17 protein-coding genes and 1 riboswitch are annotated in these 16,622 nt (G+C 75.3%); of the genes, 8 read left to right on the top strand and 9 right to left on the bottom strand.

The features are described from left to right. Positions 1-55 precede the first annotated feature (55 nt). Positions 56-850 carry an MBL fold metallo-hydrolase gene (locus IEY96_RS19100; RefSeq protein WP_189196142.1) on the bottom strand — a complete coding sequence of 265 codons (795 nt, stop codon included), beginning with the start codon at positions 848-850 and terminating at the stop codon, positions 56-58. A gap of 77 nt (positions 851-927) precedes the next feature. Here IEY96_RS19100 and IEY96_RS19095 point away from each other — a divergent pair, with 77 nt between their 5' ends. Then, the gene (locus IEY96_RS19095) at positions 928-1,281 is read left to right on the top strand and encodes a winged helix-turn-helix transcriptional regulator (RefSeq protein WP_229791703.1); all 354 of its coding nucleotides are present in this window, start codon (positions 928-930) and stop codon (positions 1,279-1,281) included. Between the two features lie 3 nt (positions 1,282-1,284). On the opposite strand, the gene IEY96_RS19090 is transcribed toward IEY96_RS19095, so the two are convergent. Further along, on the bottom strand, positions 1,285-1,941 hold the full coding sequence (locus tag IEY96_RS19090; RefSeq protein ID WP_189196141.1) for an SDR family oxidoreductase: 657 nt from the start codon (positions 1,939-1,941) through the stop codon (positions 1,285-1,287). A 125-nt stretch (positions 1,942-2,066) separates the two neighbouring features. On the opposite strand from IEY96_RS19090, the gene IEY96_RS19085 reads away from it, so the two are divergent. Then, positions 2,067-2,918 carry an NAD-dependent protein deacetylase gene (locus IEY96_RS19085; RefSeq protein ID WP_189196140.1) on the top strand — a complete coding sequence of 284 codons (852 nt, stop codon included), beginning with the start codon at positions 2,067-2,069 and terminating at the stop codon, positions 2,916-2,918. A gap of 65 nt (positions 2,919-2,983) precedes the next feature. Continuing rightward, positions 2,984-3,082: riboswitch (glycine riboswitch) on the top strand. A 73-nt stretch (positions 3,083-3,155) separates the two neighbouring features. Then, a complete protein-coding gene (gcvP, locus tag IEY96_RS19080) occupies positions 3,156-5,978 on the top strand; it encodes an aminomethyl-transferring glycine dehydrogenase (RefSeq protein ID WP_189196139.1) in 2,823 nt (940 codons plus the stop codon). A gap of 80 nt (positions 5,979-6,058) precedes the next feature. Here the strand turns inward: gcvP and IEY96_RS19075 are convergent, their stop codons facing one another. Continuing rightward, positions 6,059-6,259 (bottom strand): DUF5999 family protein, encoded by a 201-nt coding sequence (locus IEY96_RS19075; protein WP_091306916.1) that lies wholly within the window; start codon positions 6,257-6,259, stop codon positions 6,059-6,061. A 123-nt stretch (positions 6,260-6,382) separates the two neighbouring features. Here IEY96_RS19075 and IEY96_RS19070 point away from each other — a divergent pair, with 123 nt between their 5' ends. Continuing rightward, positions 6,383-7,579, top strand: coding sequence for a chorismate-binding protein (locus IEY96_RS19070; RefSeq protein WP_229791702.1), 1,197 nt, complete (start codon positions 6,383-6,385; stop codon positions 7,577-7,579). A gap of 7 nt (positions 7,580-7,586) precedes the next feature. Here IEY96_RS19070 and pip read toward each other — a convergent pair whose 3' ends face one another. Beyond that, positions 7,587-8,534, bottom strand: coding sequence for a prolyl aminopeptidase (pip, locus tag IEY96_RS19065; protein WP_189196137.1), 948 nt, complete (start codon positions 8,532-8,534; stop codon positions 7,587-7,589). 51 nt (positions 8,535-8,585) lie between these two features. On the opposite strand from pip, the gene IEY96_RS19060 reads away from it, so the two are divergent. Continuing rightward, entirely contained in the window at positions 8,586-9,074 is a 489-nt protein-coding gene (locus IEY96_RS19060) for a MarR family winged helix-turn-helix transcriptional regulator (RefSeq protein ID WP_189196136.1), read from the top strand. Positions 9,075-9,146: 72 nt separating this feature from the next. Here IEY96_RS19060 and IEY96_RS19055 read toward each other — a convergent pair whose 3' ends face one another. Continuing rightward, entirely contained in the window at positions 9,147-9,950 is an 804-nt protein-coding gene (locus IEY96_RS19055) for an ABC transporter permease (RefSeq protein ID WP_189196135.1), read from the bottom strand. After that, positions 9,947-10,906, bottom strand: a complete 960-nt coding sequence (locus tag IEY96_RS19050) for an ATP-binding cassette domain-containing protein (protein WP_189196134.1) — start codon at positions 10,904-10,906, stop codon at positions 9,947-9,949. The genes IEY96_RS19055 and IEY96_RS19050 overlap by 4 nt, the downstream gene beginning before the upstream one ends. A gap of 72 nt (positions 10,907-10,978) precedes the next feature. Here IEY96_RS19050 and IEY96_RS19045 point away from each other — a divergent pair, with 72 nt between their 5' ends. Together IEY96_RS19045 and def are read left to right on the top strand one after the other, a co-directional pair. Beyond that, complete coding sequence (locus IEY96_RS19045) at positions 10,979-11,767, top strand: TetR/AcrR family transcriptional regulator (RefSeq protein ID WP_189196133.1); 789 nt, start codon at positions 10,979-10,981, stop codon at positions 11,765-11,767. A 10-nt stretch (positions 11,768-11,777) separates the two neighbouring features. Then, on the top strand, positions 11,778-12,287 hold the full coding sequence (gene def / locus IEY96_RS19040; RefSeq protein WP_189196132.1) for a peptide deformylase: 510 nt from the start codon (positions 11,778-11,780) through the stop codon (positions 12,285-12,287). A gap of 54 nt (positions 12,288-12,341) precedes the next feature. Here the strand turns inward: def and IEY96_RS19035 are convergent, their stop codons facing one another. The 3 genes from IEY96_RS19035 to IEY96_RS19025 all read right to left on the bottom strand — a co-directional run bounded on the left by IEY96_RS19035 (position 12,342) and on the right by IEY96_RS19025 (position 15,655). Then, positions 12,342-13,916: a VWA domain-containing protein gene (locus IEY96_RS19035; protein ID WP_189196131.1), complete on the bottom strand. Its 1,575-nt coding sequence runs from the start codon at positions 13,914-13,916 to the stop codon at positions 12,342-12,344. Between the two features lie 159 nt (positions 13,917-14,075). Then, entirely contained in the window at positions 14,076-14,849 is a 774-nt protein-coding gene (locus IEY96_RS19030; RefSeq protein WP_189196130.1) for a GNAT family N-acetyltransferase, read from the bottom strand. A 32-nt stretch (positions 14,850-14,881) separates the two neighbouring features. Further along, on the bottom strand, positions 14,882-15,655 hold the full coding sequence (locus tag IEY96_RS19025; RefSeq protein WP_189196129.1) for a sulfite exporter TauE/SafE family protein: 774 nt from the start codon (positions 15,653-15,655) through the stop codon (positions 14,882-14,884). 185 nt (positions 15,656-15,840) lie between these two features. Here IEY96_RS19025 and IEY96_RS19020 point away from each other — a divergent pair, with 185 nt between their 5' ends. Continuing rightward, entirely contained in the window at positions 15,841-16,620 is a 780-nt protein-coding gene (locus IEY96_RS19020) for an endonuclease/exonuclease/phosphatase family protein (protein ID WP_091321476.1), read from the top strand. Positions 16,621-16,622: the final 2 nt, after the last annotated feature.

Genomic DNA, 16,622 nt, shown 5'->3' with positions numbered 1-16,622 from the left:
CACACGGCGTTGAGCGGTGGTGCGGCCCGCCGGGGTGACCCGGCGGGCCGGCCCGTCAGTCGGGCGGCGCGACGGTGACCGGTCGGCCGGGTGCCGGGGTGAGCAGGCGGTGCGCCAGGCCGTGGCGGGCGAATGCGGCCGCCACGTCGGCGGGTCCCTCGGTGAAGTGGCTCCACCCGTCGTCGTGGACGACCACGACCGGGCAGTCGCCGAGCAGCCGGGCGGCCCGTACGGCCTGTTCGGCGGTGAAGGACAGGGTGGCCGGCCCGAACGGGGCGAGCCGGGCGGCGCCGGCGTGCAGGACGGCCAGACCGACGGGGCCGCGGGCCGCCACCTCGGCGGCGGTGGCCGGGTCGACGGTGTCGCCGCTGACCCAGACGGCCGGGTGCGCGGTGGCCGGGTCGGGTGCGGACGGGTGGACCAGGAAGCCGGTCACCTCGCCCAGCGCGGCGCCGAGGGGGTCGGGACCGTGGGTCGCCCGGGTGGCGGTGACGGTGACCCGACCGGCGACCTCGGTGTGCGCGCCGGGTGGCAGGCCGACGGTGGTGCCGCCGAGCCGGCCGGCCGCCGCCGGGGTGGTGAGCACGGCCGGGGCGTCGGCGAGCAGCGCCCGGCCCGCCCGGTCGAGGTTGTCGGGGTGCTGGTCGTGGCTGAGCAGCACCGCGTCGACGGTGCCGAGTGCCGCGGCCGGCAGCGCGGGACCGCGCCACTTGGTGAGCGCGCCGCCGGGCAGCGGATAGCGGGTACCGGGCGGGTCGAAGGTGGGGTCGGTGAGCAGCCGGACCCCGGCGACCTCCAGCAGGACGGTCGGTCCGCCGAGGACGGTGACGGTGACGACGGGGGTGCGCATGCTTGCCTCCTGAGGAGTCGGGAGGTCAGGCTGGCACCGGCGGGCGGGTTTCCTTCAAGTAACCACGGGGGGCGGGAGTGGACGCCACGCACTGGCGGTCGCCGGAACTCGTCGCGGGTGACTGCCCGCTGTCGCGGACCCTGGACATCGTGGGTGGCCGCTGGAACGCCATGATCATCCGCGAGTTGCTGGACGGCCCGAAACGGTTCACGCAGCTGCGCGCCGGGCTGGGGCCGGTGACGGCGAAGGTGCTCACCGAGCGGCTGCGGCTGCTGGCCGACTATGACATCGTGCGCCGCGACGAGCAGCCGGGCGTGCCGCCCCGGGTCGCGTACGCGCTGACCCCGCGCGGGGAGTCGCTGCGTCCGGTCCTGGCCGCGCTGTGGCGGTGGGGGGTGCGGGACGAGGCGAGCTGGGCGGCCGCCGGTTGACAGTCAGGCGGTGACGGCGCGGATCGCCTCGCCGATCGGGGTCTCCCCGCCGACCAGCTCCAGCGTGAGCCCGGCGGTGGCCGGGGCGGACAGCAGCGCCAGCAGGACCCGGGCCACGTCGGCGCGGGTGACCGCGCCGGGGTCGACGTGCCGGGCCAGGGTGATCCGGCCGACCGCCGCGTCGTCGGTGAGCCGGCCGGGGCGCAGCACGGTGACGTCGAGGTCCCGGGCGGTGACCTCGTCCTCGGCGGCCTTCTTCGCCCGCAGGTACGCCGCCCACACCTCGTCACGGCCCGCCGCCGGGGGCCGGTCCACGCCCATCGAGGAGACCAGCAGGTAGCGGCGGACCCCGGCGCGTCGCGCGGCGTCGGCGAGCAGCACGGCCGCGGCCCGGTCGACGGTGTCCTTGCGGGCCGCGCCGCTGCCCGGGCCCGCCCCGGCGGCGAAGACCACCGCGTCGGCGCCGGTGAGGTGCCCGGCGACGGTGTCGACGTCGGTGTGTTCCAGGTCGCAGAGGACCGGTTCGGCGCCGGCGGCGCGCAGCGCGGCCTCGTGTTCGGGGTTGCGGATCAATCCGACGGCGGTGTCGCCGCGCCCGGCGAGTTCCCGCTCCAGCAGTTTGGCGATCTTCCCGTGGCCTCCGGCGATGACGACGCGCATGCCCTCAACGTAGTCGCGCGGCGGGTCGCCCGCCGGGTCCGGCGGGACCCGGCCGGGCGCGGTGACGGCGGTCACCGGGGGCGGTGGTGGTCGCCGAGCGGCGGCGGGCGAGGCAGCATGGACGGGTGACCGAGACGTTCGACGCGTTGACCCGGCTGGTGGGCGCCGGGGACGTGGTGGTGCTCAGCGGCGCCGGCCTGTCCACCGAGTCGGGCATCCCGGACTACCGGGGGCCCAGCGGCGCGGCCCGCCGGCACACCCCGATGACCTACCAGGCGTTCACCCGCGACCCGGACGCGCGGCGGCGGTACTGGGCCCGCAGCCACCTGGGCTGGCGGATGATCGCCCGGGCCGCCCCCAACGACGGGCACCGCGCGGTGGCCCGGCTGCAGCGCGGCGGCCTGCTCGGCGGGGTCATCACCCAGAACGTCGACGGCCTGCACACCGCCGCCGGCGCCACCGGCGTCATCGAGTTGCACGGCCGCCTCGACGAGGTGACCTGCCTGGACTGCGGGAACCTGACCTCCCGCGACGAGCTGGACCGGCGGCTGACCGAGGCCAACCCGGGTTTCGACGCGCACGTCGCGCACGTCAACCCCGACGGCGACGTGGACCTGCCCGACGAGGCGGTGGCCCGGTTCCGCACCGTCGACTGCGGCATCTGCGGCGCCGGCATGCTCAAACCCGACGTGGTGTTCTTCGGCGAGACGGTGCCCGCGCCCCGGGTCGCCGACTGTTTCGCTCTGGTCGAGCGGGCCCGGGCGTTGCTGGTGCTCGGCTCCTCCCTGACCGTCATGTCGGGGCGCCGGTTCGTGCTGCGCGCGGCGAAGCTCGGCATCCCGGTGGCCATCGTCAACCAGGGCCCCACCCGCGGCGACGGGCACGCCGTCCTCACCCTCGACGCGCCGCTGGGCGCGACGCTGACCGCCCTGGCCGACCGGGTCACCGACGCGCCGGTTCCCGCCGCCGCGGTGTGACCGCCCCGGGGCGGGGTACGACATGAGCCGGAAACATGGTCGCTGGTAGCGTTGACCATGCCGGTACCACCCACGTGGGAGAGACCGCCCGGGAACCACCCGGACGGCGCCGAAGGGGCAGATTCTCCCCGGAACCTCTCAGGCAAAAGGACCACGTGGGCAGGCGCTGTGGAGCGCGTCAGCGCGACTCAGGGGGAGGCCGACCCGTCGACCTCGCCCCCACAAGGAGCGCAGCGCATGACCGCAGAGCAGTTCGCCGACCGGCACATCGGCCCCGGCCCGGACGACGAGCGCCGGATGCTGGAGACCGTCGGGCACAGCTCCATCGACGAGCTGATGGACGCCGCGATCCCCGAGGTGATCCGCTGGCACGGCGCCCTGGACCTGCCCGCCCCGGCCAGTGAGCGGGAGGCAATCGCCGAGCTGCGCGCCCTGGCCGCCCGCAACACCGTGGCCGTGTCGATGATCGGGCTGGGCTACCACGGCACGCACACCCCCGCGGTGATCCGCCGCAACGTGCTGGAGAACCCCGCCTGGTACACCGCGTACACGCCGTACCAGCCGGAGATCAGCCAGGGCCGGCTGGAGGCGCTGCTGAACTTCCAGACCATGGTCACCGACCTGACCGGGCTGGCCACCGCCAACGCCTCCATGCTCGACGAGGGCACCGCCGCGGCCGAGGCCATGACCCTCGCCCGCCGCGCGTCGAAGAGCAAGAGCCCGGTGTACGTGGTCGACGCCGACACCCTGCCGCAGACCATCGCGGTGATCGCCAGCCGCGCGGAGCCGCTCGGCATCGACGTGCGCGTGCTCGACGTGGAGCGCGACGAGCTGCCCGCCGAGTTCTTCGGCCTGCACCTGCAGTACCCGGGGGCGTCCGGGGCGGTCCGCGACCACAGCCCGCTGGTGGAGGCCGCGCACGCCGCCGGCGCCCTGGTGACGGTCGCCGCGGACCTGCTGGCGCTGACCCTGCTGCGCCCGCCCGGCGAGATCGGCGCCGACATCGCCGCCGGCACCACCCAGCGCTTCGGTGTGCCCATGGGCTTCGGCGGCCCGCACGCCGGCTACCTGGCCGTCCGGTCCGGGCTGGAGCGGATGCTGCCCGGCCGGCTCGTCGGGGTGTCCAAGGACGCCGACGGCAACCCCGCGTACCGGCTGGCGTTGCAGACCCGCGAGCAGCACATCCGCCGGGAGAAGGCGACCAGCAACATCTGCACCGCGCAGGTCCTCCTCGCGGTGATGGCCGGCATGTACGCCGTCTACCACGGCCCGGACGGTCTGCGGGCCATCGCCCGGCGTACCCATGAGGCGGCGGAACGGCTCGCGGCCGGGCTGCGCGCCGGCGGCGTGCAGGTCGCGGACGTCGCGTTCTTCGACACCGTCACCGCGACCGTGCCGGGGCGGGCCGCCGAGGTGGTGGCCGCCGCCGCGCAGCGCAACGTGAACCTGCGGCTGGTCGACGCCGACCGGGTCGGGATCTCCTGCGACGAGACCACCACGGCCGCGCACCTGGCGGCTGTGTGGGCGGCGTTCGGCGTCGCCGGGGTCGACGGCGAGGTGGACGCGGACCTGCCGGCGCGGTTCCGCCGCGACAGTGACTTCCTGACCCACCCGGTGTTCCGGACCCACCACTCGGAGACGGCGATGCTGCGCTACCTGCGCCGGCTGTCGGACTTCGACTACGCCCTGGACCGGGGCATGATCCCGCTGGGGTCGTGCACCATGAAGCTCAACGCCACCACCGAGATGGAGCCGGTCACCTGGCCGGAGTTCGCGCACCTGCACCCGTTCGCCCCGGCCGAGCAGACCGCCGGGTACCGGGAGCTGATCGCCCAGTTGGAGGGCTGGCTGGCCGAGGTGACCGGCTACGACGCGGTCAGCGTGCAGCCCAACGCCGGGTCGCAGGGGGAGCTGGCCGGGCTGCTGGCCATCCGGGCCTACCACCGGCAGCGCGGGGAGGGGCACCGTGACGTGTGCCTGATCCCGTCGTCGGCGCACGGCACCAACGCCGCCTCCGCGGTGATGGCCGGCATGCGGGTGGTGGTGGTCGGCTGTGACGCCGACGGCAACGTCGACCTCGTCGACCTCGACGCGAAGATCGACAAGCACCGGGACGCGCTCGCCGCGATCATGGTGACCTACCCGTCCACCCACGGGGTGTACGAGACGGGCATCGCGCAGCTGTGCGCGAGGGTGCACGACGCCGGCGGCCAGGTGTACGTCGACGGGGCGAACCTCAACGCCCTGGTCGGGTTCGCCAAGCCGGGGCGGTTCGGGGCGGACGTGTCGCACCTGAACCTGCACAAGACGTTCTGCATCCCGCACGGCGGCGGCGGCCCGGGCGTGGGCCCGGTGGCGGTGCGGGCGCACCTGGCGCCGTTCCTGCCCGGCGACCCGCTGGGCGCGCACACCGACGGCCGGCCGGCGATCTCCGCGGCCAACCACGGGTCGGCGGGGATCCTGCCGATCCCGTGGGCGTACCTGCGGATGATGGGCGCCGAGGGGCTGGCCCGGGCCACCGGCGTGGCGGTCCTCGCCGCGAACTACGTGGCGGCGCGGCTGCGGCACCACTACCCGGTGCTGTACGCCGGCAACAAGGGCCTGGTGGCGCACGAGTGCATCCTGGACCTGCGGCCGCTGACGAAGGCGACCGGGGTGACCGTCGACGACGTGGCGAAGCGGCTGATCGACTACGGCTTCCACGCGCCGACGATGTCGTTCCCGGTGGCCGGGACGCTGATGGTGGAGCCGACCGAGAGCGAGGACCTGGCCGAGCTGGACCGGTTCTGCGACGCGATGATCGCGATCCGCGCGGAGATCGACAAGGTCGGCTCGGGGGAGTGGCCGGCGGGGGACAACCCGCTGTCGAACGCGCCGCACACCGCGGCCATGGTGTCGGGTGACGAGTGGCCGCACCCGTACCCGCGGTCGGTGGGCGCGTACCCGGCCGGGGTGGACCGGGCGGGGAAGTACTGGCCGCCGGTGCGGCGGATCGACGGCGCGTACGGAGACCGGAACCTGGTCTGCTCGTGCCCCGCGCCGGAGGCGTTCGAGAACTGATGCGGTACGCCGGGGCGGTGCAGTGCCGCCGCCCCGGCCGGCGGTGCCGGCGCGTACGCTCGGCGACGGAGCGTGATCGTCTAGGCGACGAGGGCGTGCCGGGCGGGGCCGCGGTGCGGGGCGATCGTGCTGCCGTCGGGCAGCAGCTCACCGGTGTCCTCGAAGACGATGACACCGTTGCAGAGCAGGCTCCAGCCCTGCTCAGGGAAGCAGGCGAGGACGCGTGCGGCTTCGCGATCCGTCGCCTCGGCGGAGGGGCAGGTGGGTAGGTGCTGGCACATCGGGTTCTCCGGACTGTGGGGGCACTGTGTCATGGTTCACATGACCAGTGACGCACAGTACCAAGCGCAAGTGCGCGCTATCGAGCAAGGATGCGGCTTGTTCACCCGAAATCGGCTGAACGGATGAGTGTGAACCGACCGGACGGCGTGGAAGCGCTCCCAATGATGGGGGTCGACGCACCCGGATCCCCGCCCGGTTGCCGGGACCGGCTCGTGGAACGGGCCCGCCTGGAATGGTGGCTCGCCGACGGCGGCGACCCCGCCGCGCTCGCCGAGGACTTCCTGGCCGCGCACGGTGTCGCCCTGTCCGACCTGGCCCGGCCGGCCGCCCACGACCCGCAGGGGATCTGCGGGGCCGCCCTGTTCCTGTCCGCCGCGGCCGGGGCCCGCGCCGCGGGCGGCGCCACCGGGGCGCCCACCCCGGCGCCGGCGCTGCCGGACCTCGCCGTGGTGGTCTACGGACACGCCGACCGGCCCGCCGCGCCGCCGACCGCCGGACGGGCCGGCGGCTGGTGGCTGGGGCAGTGGCGCGACAGCTGGACCCCCGCCGCGCACGCCGACGCCGTCACGGCGGTGCGGGCGGCCATCGGCCGCGGCGACGTCTACCAGGTCAACCTGGTCGGCCACGCCGCCGCCGGATACGCCGGGGACCCGCTGCCCGCCCTCGCGCGGCTGGCCGCGCTGCCCGGCGCCCGCTACGGCGGCACCCTGTCCGGGCTCGGCTGGGCGATCGGCTGCGCCTCCCCGGAGACCCTCGTCGCGGTGGAACACGGCCGCCTGGTCACCCGACCCATCAAGGGCACCCGCCCGGCCACCCCGGCCGGCCGCCGCGAGCTGCTCGCCTCGGCCAAGGAACGCGCCGAGCACGTCATGATCGTCGACCTGGAGCGCAACGACCTGGCCCGGGTGGCCCGCACCGGCTCGGTGCGGGTCGACGAGCTGTTCGCCGTACGCCGGTGGTGCGACCTGTGGCAGGCCGAGTCGACGGTGTCCGCGGCGCCCGCGGACGGGCTTGGCCTGGCCGACCTGCTGCGCGCGGTCTGCCCCGGCGGGTCGGTGACCGGCGCCCCGAAGCTCGCCGCGCTCGACGAGATCGCCGCCCTGGAGCCGGTGGGCCGCGGCGCGAGCATGGGCGCGCTCGGCTGGGTCGGCGCGGACCGCGTCGACCTGGGGTTGACCATCCGCACCGCCGCCGCGGACGCCGACCGGCTGCACCTGTGGGCCGGCGGCGGCATCACCTGGGGCAGCGACCCGGCCGCCGAGGTCGCCGAGGCGGCCGCGAAGGCCGCCCCGGTCCGCGCGCTGCTCGCCCGCGCCTGACCCGCCGTCAGGCGCGGGCGAAGGCGTCCAGGGCGGCCACCACCCGCTCGCCCACCCCGTGGCCGCTGCCGTGGCCGCCGGACTCGACGATCTCCAGCCGGGCGTCGGGCCACGCCTGGGTGAGCTGCCAGGCGATGTCCGGCGGGCCGCTGACGTCCAGGCGGCCCTGCACGAGCACGCCCGGGATGCCGGCGAGCTTGCCGGCGTCGCGCAGCAGCTGCCCGTCGGGCAGGAACCCCAGGTTGCTGAAGTAGTGGGTGACCAGCCGGGTGAAGCCGGCCCGGAACACCGGGTCGGCGTAGCGGGGGCTGGGCTTGAACCTGCCGGCCAGGGAGACGTGCACGTCCTCCCAGGCGCACCAGTCCCGGGCGGCCCGGTCGCGGACCTGCGGGTCCGGGTCGTTGACGAGCCGGGCGTACGCGGCGGACAGGTCACCGTCCCGCTCGGCCTCGGGCACCCCGTCGCGGAACCGCGCCCACTCCTGCGGGAAGATCCGGCCCATGTCCCGGGTCACCCAGTCGATCTCCCGGCGGGTGTTGGCGACCACGCTGAACAGCACCAGCGCGGTGACCCGCTCCGGGTGGCGCTGGGCGTACGCCAGGGACAGCGACGAGCCCCACGACGCGCCGCAGAGCAGCCACCGGTCGACGCCCAGGTGCGCGCGCAGCCGTTCCATGTCGGCCAGCAGGTGGGCGGTCGTGTTGACCGACAGGTCGGTGGCCGGGTCGCTGGCCGGCGGGGTGCTGCGGCCGCAGCCGCGCTGGTCGAACAGGATGATCCGGTAGGCGGCCGGGTCGAACAGCTGCCGCCACGAGGGGCCCGCGCCGGAGCCGGGGCCGCCGTGCACCACGAGGGCGGGCCGGCCGTCGGGGTTGCCGCAGGTCTCCCAGTGGATCCGCTGGCCGTCGCCGACGTCGAGCTGGCCCTGCGCGTACGGCTCGATCGGTGGATACATCGGGTTCCCCTCCCACGGCCCGGATACAACAGCGCTGTTACATTAGCGGACGTGACCACCACCCCCGACCGTGAGGCCCTCGGCACCCTGCTGCGCCACGTCCTGGAGGTGCTCGACGGCGACGTCGCCGCCGTCTACGCCGACCTCGACCTGGCCGACTACCGGCCGCGCTACTCACCGCTGGTGCGGGTGCTGGTCGCCGACGGGCCCCTGGCGATCCGCGACCTGGCCGCCCGGGTCGGCGTCACCCACTCGGCGGCCAGCCAGACCGTCGCGCAGATGGCCCGGGCCGGACTGGTCGACCTGGCCCCCGGCGCGGACGCCCGGCAGCGCATCGTCACCCTCACCCACCGGGCGCGCGCCCTGCTGCCGGTGATCGAGGCCGAGTGGGCGGCCACCACCGCGGCCATGCGGCGGCTCGACGCCGAACTGCCCGTGCCCCTGGCCGACGAGCTGTACGCGGTGCTCGCCGCGCTGCGCCGCCGCCCGCTGCGCGACCGGATCGCCGACACCGGCCTGGCGCCCACCCGGCGGGCCTGACCCGCTTCTTCCGCCGCTGAAGCCGCCCGAGCCGCGCCCGGCCGGCGCGGAGCCGGCCGGGCGCGTCCGGTCTCAGCGGCCCAGGCGCTGCCAGCGCAGCACGGACAGTGGCAGGAACACGGCGACCAGCAGCAGCGGCCAGGCCACCGCCAGGGCCACGGCGTGCTCGGCCGGCCAGGAGTCGGCGCCCCAGCCGGGGTTGCCGAACAGGTCCCGGGCGGCGGCGACGGTGGCCGACAGCGGGTTCCAGGCGGCGACCGCGGCGAGCCAGCCCGGCATGGTGCTCGGGGCGACGAACGCGTTGGAGGCGAAGCCCAGCGGCCAGACCAGGATCTGCAGCGCGGCCACCGTCTCGGGGCGGCGCAGCAGCAGCGCCAGGTACACCCCGAGCCAGATCATCGCGAAGCGCAGGAGCAGCAGCAGAGCCACGGCGGCCAGGGCGCGCAGCGGCCCGCGGTGCGGCTGCCAGCCGATCAGGACGCCGCAGCCGAGCACCACCGCGAGCGCCGCCGCGGAGTGCAGCAGGTCGGCCAGGGCCCGGCCGGTGACCACCGCGGCGCGGCTCATCGGCAACGACCGGAACCGGTCGGTCACGCCGCGCGCGGTGTCCACGGCCACCGCCGTGTAGGTGGTCTCCACGCCGAAGAGCATGGTCATGGCCACCATGCCGGGCAGCAGGAACTCCCGGTAGTCGGCGTCGCCGGGGACGGCCATGGCGCCGCCGAAGAGGTAGCCGAACATCAGCAGCAGCAGGACGGGGAAGAGCAGGCCGACCAGCACCTCGCCGGGTCGGCGCGCCCAGTGGGCGAGGGTGCGGCCGGTCAGGGTGGCGGTGTCGGCGACGGCCCAGCGGGCCTCGCGCGGCAGGACGGTCACGCCGGCACCTCCGTGCGGACGTCGGTGAGGTGCAGGAACACCTCGTCGAGGGTGGGGCGGCGGACCGCCACGTCGCCGGCGCGCAGGCCGGCGGCGTCCACGGCGCGCAGCACCGCGGCCAGGGCGGCGACCCGGTCGGTGACCGGGACGCTGAGTCGCAGCGCGGCGCGGTCGACGGTGGGCGCGACGCCGGTGGCGGCGGTGACCGCCGTCTCGGCCGCGGCCAGGTCGTCGGGGTGGTGCAGCACCACGTCGATCCGGTCGCCGCCGAGGGTGGACTTCAACTCCTCCGGGGTGCCCGCGGCGGTCACCCGGCCGTGGTCGAGCACCCGCACGGTGTCGGCCAGCCGGTCGGCCTCCTCCAGGTACTGGGTGGTGAGCAGGACGGTGGCGCCGGCGTCGACCAGGGCGCGGACGGCGTCCCAGACGTCGCTGCGGGCGCGCGGGTCCAGGCCGGTGGTGGGTTCGTCGAGGAACAGCACCGGGGGGTCGACGATCAGCGCGGCGGCCAGGTCCAGCCGGCGGCGCATCCCGCCGGACCAGGTGGCCACCGGCCGGTCGGCGGCCGCGCTCAGGTCGAAGCGGTCGAGCAGTTCGTCGGCGCGGGCCGCCGCCCGGGCCGGGGAGAGGTGGTGCAACCGGCCGAAGAGCACCAGGTTCTGCCGGCCGCCGAGGATCTCGTCGACCGCCGCGTGCTGGCCGACCAGGCCCAGGTGCGCGCGGGCCCGGTCGGCCTGCCGGCGCACGTCGAACCCGGCGACCCGGGCCGTCCCGGCGTCGGCGCGCAGCAGGGTGGTGAGGATGCGGACCAGGGTGCTCTTGCCGGCCCCGTTCACCCCGAGCACGGCGCAGACCGTGCCGGCCGGCACGGCCAGGTCGACCCCGTCCAGGGCGACCAGGTCCCCGTAGCGCTTGCGCAGGCCCTCCGCCTCGATCGCCGGTCCGTCCCGTCCCATCGCCCCTCCGATCGTTTTTCCGGTACGTCGTACCGTACACCATACGACAAGAGGGGTCGGTACAGTCGGCGGGTGACCACCGAGTACAGCGGCACCGGGGACCCGGCGCGCAGCCTCGCCCTGCTCTGGCGTACCCGGGACAAGCGCAGCCGCAAGGGCGGCGACCTCTCCGTGGAACGGATCGTGCGGGCGGCCATCGAGGTCGCCGACGCCGAAGGGCTGGCCGCGCTGTCCATGCGCCGGGTCGCCGAGCGGCTCGGGGTGGGCACCATGACCCTCTACACGCACGTGCCCGGCAAGGGCGAGCTGCTCGACGTCATGCTCGACACCGTCTACGGCGAGACCGCCCGCCCCGACCAGGTGCCGGGGGGCTGGCGCGGCCGGCTGGCGCAGATCGCCCGGGAGAACTTCGCCCTCTACCTGCGCCACCCGTGGCTGCTGCAGGTCGCCACCACCCGGCCGCCGCTGGGCCCGAACGTCATCGCCAAGTACGAGTACGAGCTGCGCGCCGTCGACGGGATCGGCCTGACCGACCTGGAGATGGACGCCGTGGTCACCCTGGTCACCGGCTATGTGCACGGCGCGGCCCGCCCCGCCGTGGAGACGGCCCAGGCCAGCCGGGACACCGGAATGACCGAGCAGCAGTGGTGGCACGCGCACGCCCCGTACCTGGAGAAGGTCCTCGACCCCAGCCGGTTCCCGCTCGCCGCCCGGGTGGGCACCACCGCCGGCCAGGAGTACCAGGCCACCGGGGACCCGGCCCGGGCCTTCGAGTTCGGGTTGGCCCGCCTGCTCGACGGCATCGAGGTCCTGGTCCGGGACCGGGCGGGTGCGGCACCGGCGGGCGTAACGGGCGGATAGCCTTCCCGGCATGACTATGCGCCCGATCCGGATCATCGGCGACCCCGTGCTGCGCACGCCGTCCGAGCCGGTGACCAGTTTCGACGCCGAGCTGCGCGCGCTCGTGCAGGACCTCATGGACACGCTGCTCGGCGCGCCCGGCCGCGCCGGGGTCGCGGCCCCGCAGATCGGGGTGAACGCGCAGGTGTTCGTCTACGACGCCGACGGGCACCGCGGCCACCTGATCAACCCGACGCTGGAGCTGTCCGAGGAGCGCCAGGACGACGAGGAGGGCTGCCTGTCCATCCCCGGGCTGTACTTCCCGACGCCACGGGCCATGCACGCCACGGCGCACGGCTTCGACCAGCACGGCCAGCCGCTGACCATCGCCGGCAGCGGGTTCCTGGCCCGCGCGTTGCAGCACGAGACCGACCACCTGCACGGCCGCCTGTACGTGGACACCCTGCGCGGCGACACCCGCCGCCGGGCGCTGCGGGAGATCCGCGCCGGCCGGTTCGACTCGCCCAGCCGGGGCCGCTAACCACGGCGGCGGGGGTGGCCGGGACGGCCACCCCCGCACGTCGGTCGCGATCGGTCACTTCGGCGGCGGGGCCACCAGGCAGGTCGCGGTCGAGGTGTTACCGGAGTCGTCCACACCGGTGATGATCGCGTCGCCGCGCAGCGTCACCTTGTAGTCGATGTCACCGGTGCCGTCCTTCACCCGGGACTGCGCGCCCGGCGCCTGCACCAGCTTGATCTTCGTGCCGGCCGGGAACGGCCCGAACCGCACCGACGCGTCGGCGGCGTCGCTGATGTACACGACGACGGCGGTGTCGACGATGTCGGTCGCGGTCAGCTGGTAGAAACCGTCCGGGTTGTACGAGCCGGGGGTGTTGTCGCCGCTCGGGTTGTTGGTCGGCACACACCGCGTGTCCGGCGCCGTGGTGTCGACCACCCGCATCACCGCGGTGTCGCTGCCGGTGTTGCCGGCAGCGTCGGTGGCGGTGCAGGTGACCGTGGTGGCGCCCAGCGGGAAGGTGCTGCCGGGCGGCGGCGCGCAGGTCGGGGTGAGCGGACCGTCGACGTTGTCGGTGGCGCTCGCCGGGTAGGTGATCACCGCGCCGGCGGGGCTGGTGGCCTCCACGGTCCGGTCGTCCACGACCACGGTCGGCGGGGTCACGTCGTTGACCGTCACCGAGATGTGCTCGACGAACGCGGGCCCGCCGGAGAGTCCGTTGAGCAGGAAGTCCACCGTGCAGTGCAGGGTGGCGCCCTGCGGGGCGTCGCCGGCGACCGTGATGGTCTCGGCGAACGGCACGTCGGTGCCGCTCTGCTGGGTCTTCGACGGCGCGTCGAAGCCCACCGACAGGCCCGGGTCGCAGGCCACCTGCGGGGTGACGGTCACGTCGAGGTCCCGCAGCCCGGACAGGATCGCCGCGGTGACGGTGTCCGGGGCGCTGCCGACCACCTGCCCGCCGGTGGCGGCGGCCACACTGGTGGCCTGCCCGAGCGCGTCCAGGCCGCCGCCCCCGCCGGTGACGTCGACCGCGAGCACGCGGGCGTCGTCGGCCTGCAGCGCGGCGGTGGCCTGCGCCAGGGTGTGGCCGGCGCTCGGGTCGTGGCTGGGCGCGTCGCCGACCAGCACCACGATCCGGCTGCTGCCGGAGCGGTAGGCGATGCCCCCGTCGGAGACCTGGAACAGCCCGTTCACCCACGCCTCCGGGACGTCGCCGCCGCCCCCGGCGGCCAGCCCGTCCACCGCGTTCTGCAGCGCGGTGGCGTCACCGGTCAGGTTCTGCCGGACCCGGAACAGCTCCGCCCCGTCACCCTCGTCGCGGTAGGAGGCCACCGCGAACTGGGCGCTGGGCTGCGCCCCGCGCACGTTGTTGATCACCTGTTGCAGGTTGGTGCGGACGTTCGCGATGGCCGGGCCCATGCTGCCGGTCGTGTCGACCAGCAGCACGACGTCCGGGTTCGGCGGGATCGGCGGCGTCGAGACCACCTTGCTGATCGCAATGGTGGCGCCCGGGTCGGCGGACCGGTCCACGGTGGCCGGGTCGACGCCCGGCGCCGCCCAGGCGGGCGTGGCCACCGCGGTCAGCACCGCGGTCACGCCGGCGGCCACGGTCACCGCCGTTCTTCGCCCGCGGGGCACTGCTGTGAAACCCATCGTGTCTCCTTCAGCTCCGCCGCGCCCGCCCCGGGCGCGGCCTCGAAGCCAGACGCTAGGGGCTGTGCCGCGCCGGGCCGGTCAGACACATGCCCAGGTCAGGGTCGGGTTGTTTACCCGGCGTGGCGGCTGGACAGGACAGACTGACCGGTCAGGCGGTCACGGAAGGCGGTGCAGCGCGCACTCGGTGAAGTCGGCGACCCGGGTGAAACCGAGCCGCTCGTAGAGGCGTACCGCGGGGACGTTGTCGGCCTTGACGTTGAGCGTCACGTGGTCGACGGTGGCCCGCAGCCCCGCGCAGAGCGCGGCCACCGCCGCCCCGGCCAGACCCCGCCCCCGAGCCTCCGGACGGGTCGTCACGTTGCCCAGGGCGGCCACCCGCCAGGTCGGCGACCACACGTGCACCCCGGCCACCGCGACCAGCCGGCCGGCCTCCCGCACCCCCACGTACTGCCCGGTGTCCAGCATCCGCGGGTCGAACCAGTTCCCCGGGTACGCGGCCGCGTACAACTCCCGCAGCTCCGGCAGGTCGGCGCGGCCCAGCGGCTCCCCGGCGGGCGGGACCGCGGCCAGCCGCGCCGGATCGGTCAGCGCCATCCGGTGGTGCACCGCGGCGTCGGACACCGCGTACCAGCGGGACATGGTGGCCTCCAGGCCGGGGGAGAGGTGCGCCCACAGCCGGGCCGGCAACACCGGCGCCGCCTCGGCCAGCAACGCCGTCAGGTCCCCGGCGCGCGCCGGCGGCGCGAACGCCAGCAGGGTGGGCAGCTCGACCCCGTGGTAGAGCAGCACCACCTCGTCACCCCGCCGATACCAGGAGGTGTACGGCCAGAAGAAGTCGTCCAGGTCACCCAGCTGGTACGCGTGCAGCACCGGGTCCCGGCCCAGCAGCTCGGCGAGGACGGCGCGGTCGTGTTCGGCGCGGACAGGCACCCGCCGATGATCACACGGCGGCGCTCAACGCCTCACGCCGCCATCCACTGGTCGTAGCCCAGCTTGCCCACCAGCGCCAGCACCACGACCAGCAGCACCACCCGCACGAAACCCGAACCACGCCGCAGCGCCATCCGCGCGCCCACCGCCGCCCCCGCCACGTTGCACACCGCCATGGCCGCGCCCAGCAGCCACCACACGTGCCCGGTCGCCGCGAACACCACCAGCGCACCCAGGTTCGTGCCCGCGTTGACCACCTTCGCCATCGCCGACGCGTGCACGAAATCCGACCCCACCAGCGCCGTGAACGCCAACACCAGGAACGTGCCGGTGCCCGGACCGATCAGCCCGTCGTACAGCGCGATGCCCAGCCCCGCCACCGCCACGGCGATCGCCACCCGCACCGGCGTACGCCGCCCCGGATGCGACACCACACCCAGCCGCGGCCGGGTCAGCACGAACACCGCCACCGACACCAGCACCACCAGCACCACCGGCCGGTACGCCCCCGCCGGCACCGCCCCCGCCAACGCCGCGCCCAACCCGGCCGTCAGCACCGCCAACCCCGCCGCCGGACCCGCCACCGCCCAGTCCAACTTCGTGCGCCGCGCGTACGTCACCGCCGCCGTCGACGTACCGAAGATCGCCGCCAGCTTGTTCGTGCCCAACGCCGTCGCCACCGGCACCCCCGGCGCGCCCAGCAGCAGCGCCGGCAACAGCAACAGGCCACCCCCGCCCACCACGGCGTCCACCCAGCCCGCCAGGGCGGCCGCGCTCAACAGGGTCGTCAGCGACAGAGGATCCACGGGCCGCATTCTGCCCAGCCCCACCGCCCCGACGAGACCGCCTGTGGCCAGCCTCACCGCAGGTCAACGCCCCCGGCGCCGCCGCAACCACAGGCCCACCGACGCCACCGCCACGAACACCAGCATCGAACACAGCAACGCCCTCAGCACCCGGCAAGCCTGCCATGCCGACGTAGGGTGTGCAGGTGCGCCTGGCCACCTTCAACCTGCTGCACGGCCGGTCCCTCACCGACGGCCTCGTCGACCCCGACCGGCTCGCCGCCGCCGTCACCGCGCTCGACGCCGACGTCCTCGCCCTGCAGGAGGTCGACCGCGACCAGTCCCGCAGCGGCAACCTCGACCTCACCGCCATCGCCGCCCGCGCCCTCGACGCCCCCGAACACCGCTTCGCCGCCGCCGTCGTGGGCACCCCCGGCGAACAGTTCCGCCCCCTCACCCACGACGACGACGGCCACGGCGAACCCCTCTACGGCATCGGCCTGGTCAGCCGCCACCCCGTCCGCTCCTGGCAGGTCACCCGGCTACGACCCGCACCCGTCCGCTCACCCATCTACGTCCCCGGCCCCGGCGGCGGGCTCGTCCTGCTCCGCGACGAACCCCGCGTCGTCCTCGCCGCCGTCCTCGACACCCCGCACGGGCCGCTCACCGTCGCCGCCACCCATTTGTCCTTCGTGCCCGGCTGGAACATCCTGCAACTGCGCCGCGTCGTCCGCGCCCTGCGCACGCTGCCCGCCCCCCGGATCCTCCTCGGCGACCTCAACCTGCCCGCCGGACCCGCCGCGCTGCTGTCCCGCTGGCGACCGCTCGGCCGGCGCCCCACCTACCCGGCCGGGCAACCCCGGGTGCAACTCGACCACATCCTCGCCGACCGGCGCGGCCTGGACCGGCTGCCCCCGGTCACCGCCGTCGACACCCCGCTGTCCACCATCTCCGACCACCGGCCGCTCCTGGTCGACCTCGGCTGACC

The organism is Micromonospora fulviviridis (assembly GCF_014648395.1).
In the GTDB taxonomy this organism is placed as follows: domain Bacteria; phylum Actinomycetota; class Actinomycetes; order Mycobacteriales; family Micromonosporaceae; genus Micromonospora; species Micromonospora fulviviridis.
This window is presented reverse-complemented; position numbering and strand designations above follow the sequence as displayed.